The following is a 13696-nucleotide window of genomic DNA, read 5'->3' as shown; positions in this document are numbered from 1 at the left end:
CGAGATCAGCCGATAACTGAAAGACCATTGGTTCGGACTCTCAGATTATCTCCTCATCAGGCTAATCACGGTTATTTGACCCGGCTCTTGCCGGGTCTTTTTTTGCCCGTAAAAAAGCGGTGATTTTCAGCGTGCAATGATCAACGGATGCCCGCGCTCCGGATGCGGCTGCACCAACACATCCAGCCCGAACACTGCCTTGAGCGGCTCCGGACGCAAGACCTGCGCAGGTGTATCCAGCGCATGGGGTCGCCCATCCTCCAGCAACAGAATGCGATCACAGTAGCGCGCCGCCAGGTTCAGGTCGTGAAGGATCACCAGCACTGCCGCGCCACGGTCGGCAAAGGTGCGTATCGCTTGCAACGTGGTGTGCTGGTGCAGCGGATCAAGCATCGACGTCGGCTCATCCAGCAACAGGGTCTGCCCTGCTTCCCCCGGCCACAGCTGCGCCAGCACCCGCGCCAGGTGCACGCGCTGGCGCTCGCCGCCCGACAACGCCAGGTAGCTGCGCCCGCTCAGGTGTCCGACATCGGCGGCCTGCAGGGCGGCGTCGGTGATTTCGTCGTCACGCACACGGCCGGTTTGATGGGGCAAGCGGCCCATGCCGACAACCTCTTCGACACGAAAGGCAAAATCCAGGGTCGAGGTCTGCGGCAGGACCGCCAGGCGCTGGGCACGTTGTGCGCCGCCCCAGTCCTTCAACTCGCGCTGATCCAGCCACACACGACCCTGATCAGGCTGCAGCTCGCCGCATAACGCACCGAGCAAGGTACTTTTTCCCGCACCGTTGGGACCCAATACACCGAGCACTTCACCCGGCAGCAGATCCAGGGTGACGTCCGCCAATACGGTTTTGCGCCCTCGGCGAATCTGCAGCTCTTCTACTCGCAGCATCAGGCGCGCCCTCGCAATAACAGGTAGAGAAAAAACGGCGCACCGATAAACGCGGTAACAATGCCGATCGGCAACTCGGCCGGCGCCAAGGCCAGGCGTGCCACCAGATCGGCAAACAACAGCAAACTCGCCCCCGCCAGCACGGAAGCCGGCAGCAATACCCGATGATCAGGCCCCGCCAACAGGCGGACCAGATGCGGCACCACCAGCCCGACAAAGCCGATCATCCCCGCCGCCGCCACGGCGGCGCCCACACCCAGCGCGGTGCAGAACACCAGTTCGCGCTTGAGACCCTCAACATCAATGCCCAAGTGGCTCGCTTCCGACTCGCCCAGCAGCAGCGCATTCAGCGCCTTGGCCCGGCGCGGCAGCCACAGGGCGACGGCGGCGCTCACCAGCAGCAGCGGCCATAAGCGCGAATAACTGGCGCCATTCAGGCTGCCCAGGTTCCAGAACGTCAGGGTGCGCAAGGTGGCGTCGTCTGCCAGGTAGGTGAACAGGCCCACCGCCGAACTGGCGAGGGCCGTCAGGGCAATACCGGCCAGCAGCATGGTCGCGACATTGGTTTGGCCGTTGCGCCGCCCCAGGCGATAGACCAGCGCCGTCACTCCCAGGCCGCCGAGAAAGGCGCACAGCGACAACAAGTAAGGCCCGAAGGCATCCGGCAAACCTCCAAAGAATGATCCGCCGACAATCGCAATCGCCGCGCCCAGCGCCGCACCACTGGAAACCCCGACCAGGCCGGGGTCGGCCAAGGGGTTGCGAAACAGCCCCTGCATGGCCACGCCCGAAAGCGCCAACACGCCTCCCACTGCCAGGCCCAACAGCGTGCGGGGCAGGCGAATCTGCCCGAGAATCAGCTCCGCCTGCTCCAGTCCCTGAGCCTCGATCGGCACACCCAGCAAGCGTAAGGCTGCCCGTAGTGTGTCCATCAGCGGCAGGCTGACCGGCCCCAAGGCCAGTGACAGCCAGATCGCCAGCACACACAACAGGCTCAAGCCAATAAACAGGGTGCGCGGTTTAACCAGAGTGGTCATGGGGCGGTTTTAGCCTGGGACGGATAGAACCCGGCAGACAGCTTGACCAGGCTTTGCGGCAGGCGCGGCCCAAGCCCGCCGACCAGCAAGGTGGGGTCCAGCTCATAGACGCGACCGTTCTTGGCCGCCGGCGTTGACGCCAGGATCGGGTTCTCCTTGAACAGCGCCGCGCGGGCCGCATCGCCCGTCAGCGCACGGTCGGCAAACACCAACACTTCAGGATTGAGCCCCGCCAGGGACTCCACGGAAAACGGTTTGTAACCACTGTGGGTCGCAAGGTTATGGCCGCCGGCCTGTTGCAGCATCCAGTCAGCCGCCGTGTCTTTACCCGCAATCAGCGGCTTGCCACCTGCATGCCCCAGCAACAACAGCACGCCAGGCGCCTTTTGAGTCGCCTGGGCCTTGGTCACCCAGGTCTTTTGTTGATCCAACTGTTGCTGATAGTCGCTAAACAGCTCCGCAGCCTTGGCCTCACTGCCCAGCAATTTGCCCAAATGCTGAAGGTTGCCTTGCAGGGTCGGCAGGTCCGGCTCGGCCGAAAACAGCTCCACTTTCACACCGGCATTGCGGATTTGCGCCAGAACCGGCGGCGGGCCCATTTCCTCGGTGCCCACCAGGATTTGCGGGCGCAGGCTGAGAATGCCTTCCGCCGATAACTGACGCTGATAACCGATGCTCGGCAACGCCTTGAGGGATTCAGGATGCTGACTGGTGGTATCCACGCCCACCAACTTTGACTCACCGCCCAGGGCCGTCACCCATTCCGACAACGCACCACCAGCGCTGACCCAGCGTTGTGGCAGTTCAGAGGCCTGGGCCCCAGCGCTGACCAGCAGTCCGACAACGAGCGCAATAGCACTGGCACTCAGGCGCATAAAAGGGTTTCCTTCCAAGGGTGGGCCCGCTGAAACACTCGCAATGTGACAGATCCAGGCTGCCCGACATCGTACAGAGCGCCCAGTCAGCTTATGGGCGAAGCCGGCATTTGATAATTGTTTGCATTTGCACGTCAAGCACCGGGCTCTCCGGCAAAACCAGGACAGCCTTGCAGCCCGCAAACGGCGGCACTTAAGGACCTATATGAAGTTTCTCTGCGCCTCCAGCGAACTCGCCCCCAACGCGAGCCTCGGCTTCGATATCGACGGCCGCAAGTTGTTGGCAGTGCGCCGTGAAGGCGTTGCCTACTTCTATATCAACCGTTGCCCACATCGCGGGGTACCGCTGGAATGGCAGCCGCACCAGTTTCTCGACCCCAGCGCCAGCCTGATCCAGTGCGCCACCCATGGTGCGCTGTTCTTGATCGAGAGCGGTGAGTGCGTTGCCGGACCTTGCGCCGGACAGAGCCTGACCGCCCTGCCCGGCCGCGAGGACGAACAGGGCCTGTGGGTGCAAATCTAGTCGCCGAGCAGCACTTCCAGGCGACGATCGACGCAGATTTCCTCTGACGTCACCCGCACGCCATACGCCAACACCTCAACACCTGCCGCCTTGGCTTCCCGCAACGCCGCCGCATAACCGGCATCAATTTCTTCGGCAGGACGCACCGAGTCGATCCCCGAGAGGTTGACGCAATACAGTTGCACCGCCCGCACGCCTTCACGCGCCAGGTGTGCCAACTCCCGTAGATGCTTGGCTCCACGCTGGGTCACGGCATCGGGAAACGCCGCAGTCGAAGTCCCGTCAAACCCGAGGGTGACGCTTTTTACCTCGACATACGCCGCGCCCGTCGGGTAATCCAGGCGGAAGTCGATCCGGCTGTTTTCCTGACCGTAAGGCACTTCACGCTTGAGCGCCGTAAAGCCATTGAGTTCGGTGATCAGCCCGGCCCGCAGCGCTTCTTCCACCAACTGATTGGCCCGCGCCGTGTTCACACACGCCAGGCGCCCTTGAGGGGTTTCGCTGATTTCCCAAGTGCCGGGCAGCTTGCGCTTGGGGTCATTGGAGCGGCTGAACCAGACCTGGCCACCTTCCACCATGCAGTTGAACATCGAGCCGGTGTTCGGGCAGTGAATGGTCAGCAACTCGCCGGTAACGGTTTCGATATCGGCGAGAAAACGCTTGTAACGGCGGATCAGCCGGCCTTCTTCGAGGGGAGGATTAAAGCGCATCAGCCTTGCCAGCTCCGCAAGCCACGGGCAATCCGCTCAACGGCCTCCTGTAGGCGATCAAGGTTTTGGGTGTAGGCAAAACGCACATGGTGACCGGCTTGATAACGGCCGAAATCCAGGCCCGGCGTGAACGCCACGTGCTCGGTTTCGAGGAAGTGCCGGCAAAAAGCGAAGGCATCTCCGCCGAATGCGCTGATATCGGCGTACAGGTAGAACGCACCTTCCGGCTCAACGGCGATGCCAAACCCCAGCTCCCGCAAGGTGGGCAGCAGGAAGTCGCGGCGCCGACCAAACTCGGCCCGGCGATCCTCAAGAATGTTCAACGTTTCCGGGGTAAAACAGGCCAGGGCCGCATGCTGGGCCATGCTCGGCGCACTGATGTAGAGATTCTGCGCGAGCTTCTCCAATTCACCGACCGCTGCAGGCGGCGCTACCAGCCAGCCCAGGCGCCAGCCGGTCATTCCGAAATACTTCGAAAAACTATTTAGAACGAAGGCTTCATCGTCGACCTCCAGCACACTGGCGGCATCGGTGCCGTAGGTCAGGCCGTGATAGATCTCGTCCACCACCAGGTGCCCGTTGCGCGCCTTGATGGCGCTCGACAACCCCGCCAACTCATCCCGCGTCAGGATCGTGCCAGTCGGGTTCGCGGGCGAGGCAACCAACGCGCCCACACTGTCCTGGTCCCAATGGCGTGCCACCAGGTCGGCGGTCAATTGATAACGCACGTCGGGGCCGACCGGGACCAGTTGGGCCGCGCCTTCCACCAGTCGCAGGAAGTGCCGGTTGCACGGGTAGCCGGGGTCCGCCAGCAGCCAGTGCTTGCCAGGATCCACCAGCAAACTGCTCGCCAGCAGCAGAGCACCGGAGCCGCCGGGGGTGATCAGAATTCGCTCAGGATCGACGCTCAACCCATAGCGCTGCTGGTAGAAACCGCTGATGGCTTCACGCAACTCCGGCAGCCCGCGGGCCGCGGTATAGCGGGTCTTGCCGTTGGCCAGCGCCGCCTGCCCGGCCTTGATGATGGGCTCGGCGGTGGTGAAGTCCGGCTCGCCGATTTCCAGGTGAATTACGTCGTGCCCGGCGGCCTGCAATTCATTGGCCCGCGCCAGCAACGCCATGACATGGAAAGGTTCGATAGCGCGGCTGCGCGCACTGTAGGGCTGAGCCATTAGCCTTCCTTAACTGTGAGGACAAACCCCGATTCTACCCAACCCGCCGCGCAAAACCCGCTCTATTGCCGCAAGAGATGTAGCAAGCGCGGCGGGCAACTACCTGCAAAACAGCTAAAATCAACATTCGAGACCGTACAAGCCCGCCCTGCTGGGGCCTGCGGCGGTTTGCAACCCTCAGGAGACGGGACCTCGACAACCGGGAGTGGCGCACCCCGAATCTATCTGGTAAGTTCGCCCGCTTGCAGCCGCAGGGCCGGCAGGTGTCGGTGATGTTGCAATCCTGCGCAATGGATTAGAAGAGTGAGAGGCGGTCCATTCATGCCCACCCAAGCAAAGCAACAGAGCATCAGCGGCTTCCAACCCTACGTCGAATCGAAGGGTGAGGAATACATGGGCAAGCCCATGCGCGAACACTTCTCCAAGATCCTGAAGCAGTGGAAACAGGACTTGATGCAAGAGGTTGACCGTACCGTTGACCATATGAAGGACGAAGCGGCCAACTTCCCGGACCCGGCAGACCGTGCCAGCCAGGAAGAAGAGTTCGCCCTTGAACTGCGCGCCCGTGATCGCGAGCGCAAGCTGATCAAGAAAATCGACAAGACCCTGCAACTCATCGAAGACGAAGAGTATGGCTGGTGCGAGTCTTGCGGCGTCGAGATCGGTATTCGTCGCCTGGAAGCGCGTCCTACCGCCGACCTGTGCGTGGACTGCAAGACCTTGGCTGAAATCAAGGAAAAACAGGTCGGCAAATAATCATTGCCGGGCTGAACAAATGGGGCGTGCGAACGCCCCATTTTTGTTTCTGGCGTTTGCCGGTTTTCCAGTAATATCCGGCCCATGACTGCCTCCTCCTATATCGGGCGTTTCGCCCCCACGCCCAGCGGACACCTGCATTTCGGTTCCCTGGTAGCCGCCCTCGCCTCCTATCTCGACGCCCGCGCCAATCAAGGCCGCTGGCTGATGCGCATGGAAGACCTCGATCCGCCTCGGGAAGAGCCTGGCGCCCAGGCAGCCATCCTCAATGCCCTGGAAAGCTACGGCTTCGAATGGGACGGGGAACTGGTCCGACAAAGCGAACGTCACGATGCCTACGCCGAGGTGCTCAATCGCCTGTTCAATCATGGCCTGGCCTACGCTTGCACCTGTTCGCGCAAGCAACTGGAACCCTACAACGGGATTTATCCGGGACTGTGCCGCAATGCCGGCCATGGCCAGCAAGATGCCGCCATCCGCCTGCGCGTACCGGAGCTGGAATATCATTTCACCGACCGTGTACAAGGCGAATTCCGACAGCATCTGGGCCGCGACGCAGGCGACTTCATCATCCGCCGCCGGGACGGCCTGTATGCCTACCAACTGGCGGTAGTCCTCGATGATGCCTGGCAAGGGGTGACCGACATCGTGCGTGGTGCCGACCTGCTCGACTCCACACCGCGTCAGCTGTACCTGCAAGAGCTGCTCGGCCTGCGCCAACCGCGCTACCTGCACGTACCGCTGATCGTCCAGCCAGACGGTAACAAACTGGGCAAATCCTACCGCTCACCGCCCTTGACCACCGACCAAGCCACGCCTTTGCTGTTAAGAGCGCTGCGTGCCCTGGGCCAGCAAGCGGGCAACGAACTGAACCACGCCAGCCCACGGGAACTGCTGGACTGGGGCATTCGACACTGGGACGCCGCACAGATCCCGCGCACACTCACGCTGGCAGAAGCGCAATTGCGCTGAAGGCGCTTGCAGCTTGTGAGCCATCCGTTACCATCGCCGCAGTTTTTCAATCAGAGGCCAACATGTACATCTATCGATTGGTCCTGCTGCTGGTCGTCGGGATCTACCTGTTTTCTCCCGCCATCATGGATTGGTGGATCGACGCCACAGGCGCCTGGTACCGGCCCTATCTGCTTTGGCTGATTCTGATCGTCGTGACTTTCATCCTGCAGAGCCAAAAAGATGCCGATGAGCTTTAGCCTGACCGAGATGCTGCTGATCAGCGCCGCCTACCTGGCCGCGCTGTTCGGGGTGGCCTGGATCAGTGAACGTGGAATGATTCCGCGGGCGATCATTCGCCATCCGTTGACCTACACCTTGTCGCTGGGCGTATACGCCAGCGCCTGGGCGTTTTATGGCACGGTGGGCCTGGCCTATCAGTACGGTTACGGCTTTCTTTCCAGTTATCTCGGGGTGTCGGGGGCGTTTTTGCTGGCGCCGGTGCTGCTGTATCCGATCCTGAAAATCACCCGCACCTATCAGCTGTCGTCCCTGGCCGACCTGTTTGCGTTCCGTTTTCGCAGCACCTGGGCCGGTGCGCTGACCACGATTTTCATGCTGATTGGCGTGCTGCCGTTGCTGGCCTTGCAGATTCAGGCCGTGGCCGACTCCATCAGCATCCTGACGCGCGAGCCGGTGCAGCACCGGGTTGCATTGAGTTTCTGTGCGCTGATTACCCTGTTCACGATCTTCTTCGGCTCACGGCATATCGCCACCCGTGAGAAACATGAAGGCCTGGTGTTCGCCATCGCATTTGAATCGGTAATCAAGCTGATCGCCATCGGCGGCGTCGGGCTGTACGCGCTCTATGGCGTATTCGACGGCCCGCAACAGCTGGAACTCTGGCTGCTGCAAAACCAGACGGCCCTGGCCGCGCTGCACACACCATTGCAGGAAGGCCCATGGCGCACGCTGCTGCTGGTGTTTTTCGCCTCGGCCATCGTGATGCCGCACATGTACCACATGACCTTCACCGAAAACCTCAACCCGCGCTCGCTGGTCAGCGCCAGTTGGGGCTTGCCGCTGTTCCTGCTGCTGATGAGCCTGGCGGTGCCGCTGATCCTGTGGGCCGGCCTGAAGCTTGGCGCCACCACTAATCCGGAATACTTCACCCTGGGTGTCGGCATTGCCGCGAACAGCAAGTCCCTGGCGCTGCTGGCGTATGTCGGCGGGTTATCAGCCTCCAGCGGGCTGATCATCGTCAGCACCCTGGCGCTGTCGGGGATGGCGCTCAATCACCTGGTGCTGCCGCTCTACCAGCCGCCGGCCGAAGGCAATATCTACCGCTGGCTGAAATGGACCCGCCGGGCCCTGATCGTCGCGATCATCATGGCCGGCTATGGCTTTTACCTGTTGCTGGGTGCCGAGCAGGACCTGGCCAACCTGGGCATCGTCGCCTTTGTGGCCACGTTGCAGTTCCTGCCGGGCGTTCTGTCGGTGCTGTACTGGCCGACCGCCAACCGCCGTGGGTTTATCGCCGGGCTGCTGGCCGGGATTCTGGTGTGGACCGTGACCATGCTGTTGCCGCTGGTGGGCAACTTGCAGGGCTTCTACATCCCGCTGTTGAACATGATCTACGTGTTGGATGACACCAGTTGGCACATGGCGGCGATTGCTTCCTTGGCGGCCAACGTGCTGATGTTCACCCTGATCTCGCTGTTTACCAACGCCAGCCCTGAAGAAACCAGCGCGGCCGAAGCCTGCGCGGTAGACAACGTACGCCGCCCTCAACGCCGCGAACTGCACGCCGCCTCCCCCCAGGAATTCGCCACGCAACTGGCCAAGCCGCTGGGCGCCAAGGCTGCGCAAAAGGAAGTAGAGCAGGCCCTGCGCGATCTCTACCTGCCGTTCGACGAGCGCCGGCCATATGCGTTGCGCCGCCTGCGGGACCGCATCGAAGCCAACCTTTCCGGCTTGATGGGCCCAAGCGTGTCCCAGGACATGGTCGAGACCTTCCTGCCCTACAAGGCTGGCGGCGAAAACTACGTGACCGAAGACATCCACTTCATCGAGAGCCGACTGGAGGACTACCACTCCCGCCTCACCGGCCTTGCCGCCGAACTCGACGCCCTGCGCCGCTATCACCGCCAGACGTTGCAGGAACTGCCGATGGGCGTCTGCTCCCTGGCCAAGGATCAAGAGATCCTGATGTGGAACAAGGCCATGGAAGAACTCACCGGCATCGCCGCCCAGCGCGTGGTGGGCTCGCGCCTGAACACCATTGGCGACCCGTGGAAAGAATTGCTCCAGGGCTTCATCAACCTGCCCGACGAGCACTTGCACAAACAGCACCTGGCCCTCGACGGCCAGACCCGCTGGCTCAACCTGCACAAGGCCGCCATCGACGAGCCCCTGGCGCCCGGCAACAGCGGCCTGGTACTGCTGGTGGAAGACCTCACCGAAACCCAGATGCTCGAAGACAAACTGGTGCACTCCGAGCGCCTGGCCAGCATCGGGCGCTTGGCTGCCGGCGTGGCCCATGAAATCGGCAATCCGATCACCGGTATCGCCTGCCTCGCGCAAAACCTGCGGGAAGAGCGCGAAGAAGACGGCGAGATCACCGAAATCAGCGGGCAGATTCTCGAGCAGACCAAGCGCGTTTCCCGCATCGTGCAGTCGCTGATGAGCTTTGCCCACGCGGGCGCCCACCAGAATCACGACGAAGCCGTGTGCCTGGCTGAAGTCGCCCAGGATGCCATTGGGCTGCTGGCCTTGAACCGGCGCAATTTCGAAGTACAGTTCTTCAACCTGTGCGATCCGGAACACTGGGTCGACGGTGACTCACAACGCCTGGCCCAGGTGCTGATCAACCTGCTGTCCAACGCCCGCGACGCATCGCCGGCCGGCAGCGCAGTACGGGTCAAGAGCGAGGCTTTCGAGCACACGGTCGATTTGATCGTGGAGGACGAAGGCAGCGGCATTCCACAGAACATCATGGATCGATTGTTCGAACCCTTCTTCACCACCAAGGATCCGGGTGAAGGTACCGGTCTGGGCCTTGCACTGGTCTATTCCATCGTTGAAGAGCATTATGGACAAATCACCATCGACAGCCCGGCTGACACCGAAAGCCAACGCGGCACCCGTATTCGGGTGACCTTGCCGCGTCATGTCGAAGCGACGTCCGCTGTGAACTGAGACCGTCGAGAGAGTTGAATCAATGCCGCACATTTTGATCGTCGAAGACGAAACCATTATCCGCTCTGCCTTGCGTCGCCTGCTTGAACGTAATCAGTACCAGGTCAGCGAAGCCGGCTCGGTGCAGGAAGCCCAAGAGCGTTTCAGCATTCCCACGTTCGACCTGATCGTCAGTGACCTACGTTTGCCGGGCGCCCCTGGCACCGAGTTGATCAAACTCGGCCAAGGCACCCCGGTGCTGATCATGACCAGCTACGCCAGCCTGCGTTCTGCTGTGGATTCGATGAAGATGGGCGCGGTGGACTACATCGCCAAGCCTTTCGACCACGATGAAATGCTCCAGGCCGTGGCCCGCATCCTGCGTGACCGCCAATCCGCCAGCAGCGCACCGGCTGAGCGCCCGGCAGCGGGCAAGGCCGTCAACGGTGCTGAAAAGCCCGGCGTTGATAACAGTAATGGCGAAATCGGCATCATCGGCTCCTGCCCACCGATGCAGGACCTGTACAGCAAGATCCGCAAAGTGGCGCCAACCGACTCCAATGTATTGATCCAGGGCGAGTCGGGTACCGGTAAAGAACTGGTGGCCCGCGCCCTGCACAACCTGTCCAAGCGCGCCAAGGCACCGATGATCTCGGTGAACTGTGCGGCGATCCCGGAATCCCTGATCGAATCCGAATTGTTCGGCCATGAAAAAGGTGCCTTTACCGGCGCCAGCGCTGGCCGCGCGGGTTTGGTTGAAGCCGCCGACGGCGGCACGTTGTTCCTCGACGAGATTGGCGAACTGCCGCTGGAAGCCCAGGCACGCTTGCTGCGGGTACTCCAGGAAGGTGAAATCCGCCGCGTCGGCTCGGTTCAGTCGCAGAAGGTCGATGTACGACTGATCGCGGCCACACACCGTGACCTGAAAAGCCTGGCCAAGATCGGCCAGTTCCGTGAAGACCTTTATTACCGCCTGCACGTGATCGCACTCAAACTGCCGGCCCTGCGTGAACGCGGCGCCGACGTCAACGAGATCGCTACCGCCTTCCTGGCGCGCCAGAGTGCGCGCATCAACCGAACCGACCTGAAGTTTGCCGCCGATGCCGAACAGGCTATCCGCCACTACTCCTGGCCCGGTAACGTGCGGGAGCTCGAGAACGCGGTAGAGCGCGCGGTGATTCTGTCGGAGAGCCCGGAAATTTCCGCCGAGCTGCTGGGGATCGATATCGAACTCAGCGACCTGGATGACGACGACTTCATCGGCCTGCCGCCGCAGCAGGGTGGCAGTAACAACAGCCACGAGCCGACGGAAGATTTGTCACTGGAAGATTACTTCCAGCATTTCGTCCTCGAACACCAGGACCACATGACCGAGACCGAACTGGCGCGCAAACTGGGCGTCAGCCGTAAATGCCTGTGGGAACGGCGCCAGCGCCTGGGTATCCCGCGGCGTAAAACCGGGGTTGCCAGCGAAAGCTGAGTGGGTCGCCCCCACAGGTAACACCCTCAGATGTGAAAAAACTGTTACCGCTGATTTTTCACGTAACAAAAGCCGGGGCTTACGGTAACGAAGCCCCGGCTTTTTTTCGCCTTCAAAAAAGCCGAAAACGCCTCGAACCCCTTATTTTGCTGGGCCCCGCAAAAGTTGGCACGCACCCTGCTATATGCTTAGTACAAAAACAATAACAAGCAAATGTACAAGACAATAAAAATAAGACGAATCGACTCACGCATAACAAAAACAACACGGCGGAGGCGCAGCTAACTGATTCTTTTGGAGAGGCGTTGCATTTGGGGCTTGCCCCGCAACCAGGCCGAGAACAACAAAAACTGCCCTAAGGCAGAGCCTGAACTGGTTGGATCGTAGATCAGCAACACAGCGACCAAAGCAATCCGTTTGCTCTTGGCTCCCGATTGGGAGTGTCATGAAGGTGAAACTTCATGGCGAGGGCGATCAACAAAAACAAGAAGCCCGAAACCAATAATAAAAATAGAGCACGCAACTACTTCTGGGGGAGCTTCGGCTCCCCTTGTAGTTTCCGCGATTTGGCGCTTGCCACCCTTCTTTTAAGCTTCTGGCTCAAGCCTTGCAGCTAGTTCCTACACCATCCCCTGACTAAATGCTAGAATCCCCGCCCATCATGCGGTCATTCTTCGTTATGGCCGAACATTCCTTCAAACAGTGCATCCCATGCTGAAGAAGTTGTTCCAGTCATTCCGTTCTCCCTTGCGTCGTACGCAACACAAACGCAGCACGCCTGAAGTGCTCAACAGCAGCCAGCATTCGCTGCAACGCGCCCAGTTCAGCCGTTATGCGGTGAACATCGTCGAACGTTTGCAGAACGCCGGCTACCAGGCTTACCTGGTTGGCGGTTGCGTGCGCGACATGCTGCTCAATATCACTCCCAAGGATTTCGACGTCGCCACCAGCGCCACGCCGGAACAGGTGCGTGCCGAATTCCGCAATGCGCGGATCATCGGCCGGCGCTTCAAGTTGGTGCATATCCACTTTGGTCGCGAGATCATCGAGGTCGCGACCTTCCGCGCCAACCACCCGCAAAACGATGAAGAAGAAGACACTAACCAGTCTTCCCGCAATGAAAGCGGACGCATCCTGCGGGACAATGTCTACGGCACGCTGGAAGAAGACGCGCAACGCCGCGACTTCACCATCAATGCCTTGTATTACGACCCGGTCAGCGAGCGCATTCTCGATTACGCCAATGGCGTACACGACATCCGCAACAACCTGCTGCGCCTGATCGGCGACCCGACGCAACGCTACCAGGAAGACCCGGTGCGCATGCTGCGGGCGGTGCGTTTTGCCGCGAAGCTGAACTTCGGGATCGAGAAGCACACGGCCGCGCCGATTCGCGACCTGGCACCGATGCTGCGGGAAATCCCCTCGGCCCGGTTGTTCGAAGAGGTGCTCAAGCTGTTCCTCTCCGGTTATGCCGCCGACACCTTCGAAATGCTGGTGGACCTGCAGTTGTTCGACCCCTTGTTCCCGGCCAGCGCCGAAGCACTGGAGTACAACCCGACCTACACCCACACGCTGATCAGCGAAGCCTTGATCAACACCGACCTGCGCATCAAGCAGAACAAACCGGTCACCCCGGCGTTCCTGTTTGCCGCCCTGTTGTGGCCAGCGCTTCCAAAACGCGTGATGCGCCTGCAAGACCGTGGCATGCCGGCAATTCCTGCCATGCAGGAGGCCGCTCACGAGCTGATCGCCGAGCAATGCCAGCGCATCGCCATCCCGAAACGCTTCACCATGCCGATCCGCGAGATCTGGGACATGCAGGAGCGCCTGCCACGTCGCAGCGGCAAACGCGCCGACCTGCTGCTGGACAACCCGCGCTTCCGTGCCGGCTACGACTTCCTGCTGCTGCGCGAAAGCGCCGGCGAGCAGACCGACGGCCTGGGCGAATGGTGGACTGACTACCAGGACGCCAACGACAGCCAGCGCCGCGAGATGATCAAAGAGCTCAGCAGCAAAGGCGAAGCCACTGGCGATGGCCCGAAAAAGCGTCGCCGCAGCAGTGGCAGCAAGCGCAAACGCAGCGCTGGCGACGCCTCGAGCGCGTCTGGCGAGTAAGCC

General features: G+C 61.2%; 12 protein-coding genes. 7 read left to right on the top strand and 5 right to left on the bottom strand.

Translation table 11 applies throughout. The annotated features are described in order from the left end of the window. Positions 1 to 126: 126 nt before the first annotated feature. The 3 genes from MUM_RS0122650 to MUM_RS0122640 are packed head-to-tail and all read right to left on the bottom strand — an operon-like array spanning position 127 to position 2806. The gene (locus MUM_RS0122650; RefSeq protein ID WP_010174412.1) at positions 127 to 894 is read right to left on the bottom strand and encodes a heme ABC transporter ATP-binding protein; all 768 of its coding nucleotides are present in this window, start codon (positions 892 to 894) and stop codon (positions 127 to 129) included. After that, a complete protein-coding gene (locus MUM_RS0122645; RefSeq protein ID WP_177325012.1) occupies positions 894 to 1877 on the bottom strand; it encodes a FecCD family ABC transporter permease in 984 nt (327 codons plus the stop codon). The genes MUM_RS0122650 and MUM_RS0122645 overlap by 1 nt, the downstream gene beginning before the upstream one ends. Before the next feature lie 50 nt (positions 1878 to 1927). After that, positions 1928 to 2806 carry a heme/hemin ABC transporter substrate-binding protein gene (locus MUM_RS0122640; protein ID WP_010174409.1) on the bottom strand — a complete coding sequence of 293 codons (879 nt, stop codon included), beginning with the start codon at positions 2804 to 2806 and terminating at the stop codon, positions 1928 to 1930. A gap of 205 nt (positions 2807 to 3011) precedes the next feature. Here MUM_RS0122640 and MUM_RS0122635 point away from each other — a divergent pair, with 205 nt between their 5' ends. Continuing rightward, entirely contained in the window at positions 3012 to 3329 is a 318-nt protein-coding gene (locus MUM_RS0122635) for a Rieske (2Fe-2S) protein (protein WP_010174407.1), read from the top strand. Here the strand turns inward: MUM_RS0122635 and sfsA are convergent. Together sfsA and MUM_RS0122625 are read right to left on the bottom strand one after the other, a co-directional pair. Then, the gene (gene sfsA / locus MUM_RS0122630; RefSeq protein WP_010174405.1) at positions 3326 to 4039 is read right to left on the bottom strand and encodes a DNA/RNA nuclease SfsA; all 714 of its coding nucleotides are present in this window, start codon (positions 4037 to 4039) and stop codon (positions 3326 to 3328) included. The two genes, MUM_RS0122635 and sfsA, sit on opposite strands and share 4 nt — an antisense overlap. After that, a complete protein-coding gene (locus MUM_RS0122625; RefSeq protein WP_010174403.1) occupies positions 4039 to 5211 on the bottom strand; it encodes a pyridoxal phosphate-dependent aminotransferase in 1173 nt (390 codons plus the stop codon). Before MUM_RS0122625 ends, sfsA begins: the two co-directional genes overlap by 1 nt. Before the next feature lie 321 nt (positions 5212 to 5532). Between MUM_RS0122625 and dksA the strand changes: the two genes are divergently transcribed. The 6 genes from dksA (at position 5533) to MUM_RS0122595 (ending at position 13693) form a co-directional block, all read left to right on the top strand. Next, complete coding sequence (gene dksA / locus MUM_RS0122620; RefSeq protein WP_010174401.1) at positions 5533 to 5967, top strand: RNA polymerase-binding protein DksA; 435 nt, start codon at positions 5533 to 5535, stop codon at positions 5965 to 5967. Between the two features lie 84 nt (positions 5968 to 6051). Further along, on the top strand, positions 6052 to 6939 hold the full coding sequence (gene gluQRS, locus MUM_RS0122615) for a tRNA glutamyl-Q(34) synthetase GluQRS (protein ID WP_010174399.1): 888 nt from the start codon (positions 6052 to 6054) through the stop codon (positions 6937 to 6939). 62 nt (positions 6940 to 7001) lie between these two features. After that, positions 7002 to 7178 (top strand): hypothetical protein, encoded by a 177-nt coding sequence (locus tag MUM_RS1000000133860; protein ID WP_003176118.1) that lies wholly within the window; start codon positions 7002 to 7004, stop codon positions 7176 to 7178. Further along, the gene (locus MUM_RS0122605; RefSeq protein ID WP_029616058.1) at positions 7162 to 10116 is read left to right on the top strand and encodes a sensor histidine kinase; all 2955 of its coding nucleotides are present in this window, start codon (positions 7162 to 7164) and stop codon (positions 10114 to 10116) included. The genes MUM_RS1000000133860 and MUM_RS0122605 overlap by 17 nt, the downstream gene beginning before the upstream one ends. A 22-nt stretch (positions 10117 to 10138) precedes the next feature. Continuing rightward, a complete protein-coding gene (locus MUM_RS0122600) occupies positions 10139 to 11575 on the top strand; it encodes a sigma-54-dependent transcriptional regulator (RefSeq protein WP_010174370.1) in 1437 nt (478 codons plus the stop codon). A gap of 711 nt (positions 11576 to 12286) precedes the next feature. Then, positions 12287 to 13693 carry a polynucleotide adenylyltransferase PcnB gene (locus MUM_RS0122595; RefSeq protein ID WP_010174368.1) on the top strand — a complete coding sequence of 469 codons (1407 nt, stop codon included), beginning with the start codon at positions 12287 to 12289 and terminating at the stop codon, positions 13691 to 13693. The last annotated feature ends 3 nt before the right edge of the window (positions 13694 to 13696 follow it).

It is taken from the genome of Pseudomonas sp. PAMC 25886 (genome assembly GCF_000242655.1).
In the GTDB taxonomy this organism is placed as follows: domain Bacteria; phylum Pseudomonadota; class Gammaproteobacteria; order Pseudomonadales; family Pseudomonadaceae; genus Aquipseudomonas.
Note: the sequence above shows the minus strand (reverse complement) of the source record. Positions and strands in the feature narration are given on the sequence as shown.

Bases quoted from the DNA above. Each gene is read 5' to 3' on its own strand.
- MUM_RS0122650 (WP_010174412.1), bottom strand. From the start codon at position 894: ATGCTGCGAGTAGAAGAGCTGCAGATTCGCCGAGGGCGCAAAACCGTA.
- MUM_RS0122640 (WP_010174409.1), bottom strand. From the start codon at position 2,806: ATGCGCCTGAGTGCCAGTGCTATTGCGCTCGTTGTCGGACTGCTGGTC.
- MUM_RS0122635 (WP_010174407.1), top strand. From the start codon at position 3,012: ATGAAGTTTCTCTGCGCCTCCAGCGAACTCGCCCCCAACGCGAGCCTC.
- sfsA (WP_010174405.1), bottom strand. From the start codon at position 4,039: ATGCGCTTTAATCCTCCCCTCGAAGAAGGCCGGCTGATCCGCCGTTAC.
- MUM_RS0122625 (WP_010174403.1), bottom strand. From the start codon at position 5,211: ATGGCTCAGCCCTACAGTGCGCGCAGCCGCGCTATCGAACCTTTCCAT.
- dksA (WP_010174401.1), top strand. From the start codon at position 5,533: ATGCCCACCCAAGCAAAGCAACAGAGCATCAGCGGCTTCCAACCCTAC.
- gluQRS (WP_010174399.1), top strand. From the start codon at position 6,052: ATGACTGCCTCCTCCTATATCGGGCGTTTCGCCCCCACGCCCAGCGGA.
- MUM_RS1000000133860 (WP_003176118.1), top strand. From the start codon at position 7,002: ATGTACATCTATCGATTGGTCCTGCTGCTGGTCGTCGGGATCTACCTG.
- MUM_RS0122605 (WP_029616058.1), top strand. From the start codon at position 7,162: ATGCCGATGAGCTTTAGCCTGACCGAGATGCTGCTGATCAGCGCCGCC.
- MUM_RS0122600 (WP_010174370.1), top strand. From the start codon at position 10,139: ATGCCGCACATTTTGATCGTCGAAGACGAAACCATTATCCGCTCTGCC.
- MUM_RS0122595 (WP_010174368.1), top strand. From the start codon at position 12,287: ATGCTGAAGAAGTTGTTCCAGTCATTCCGTTCTCCCTTGCGTCGTACG.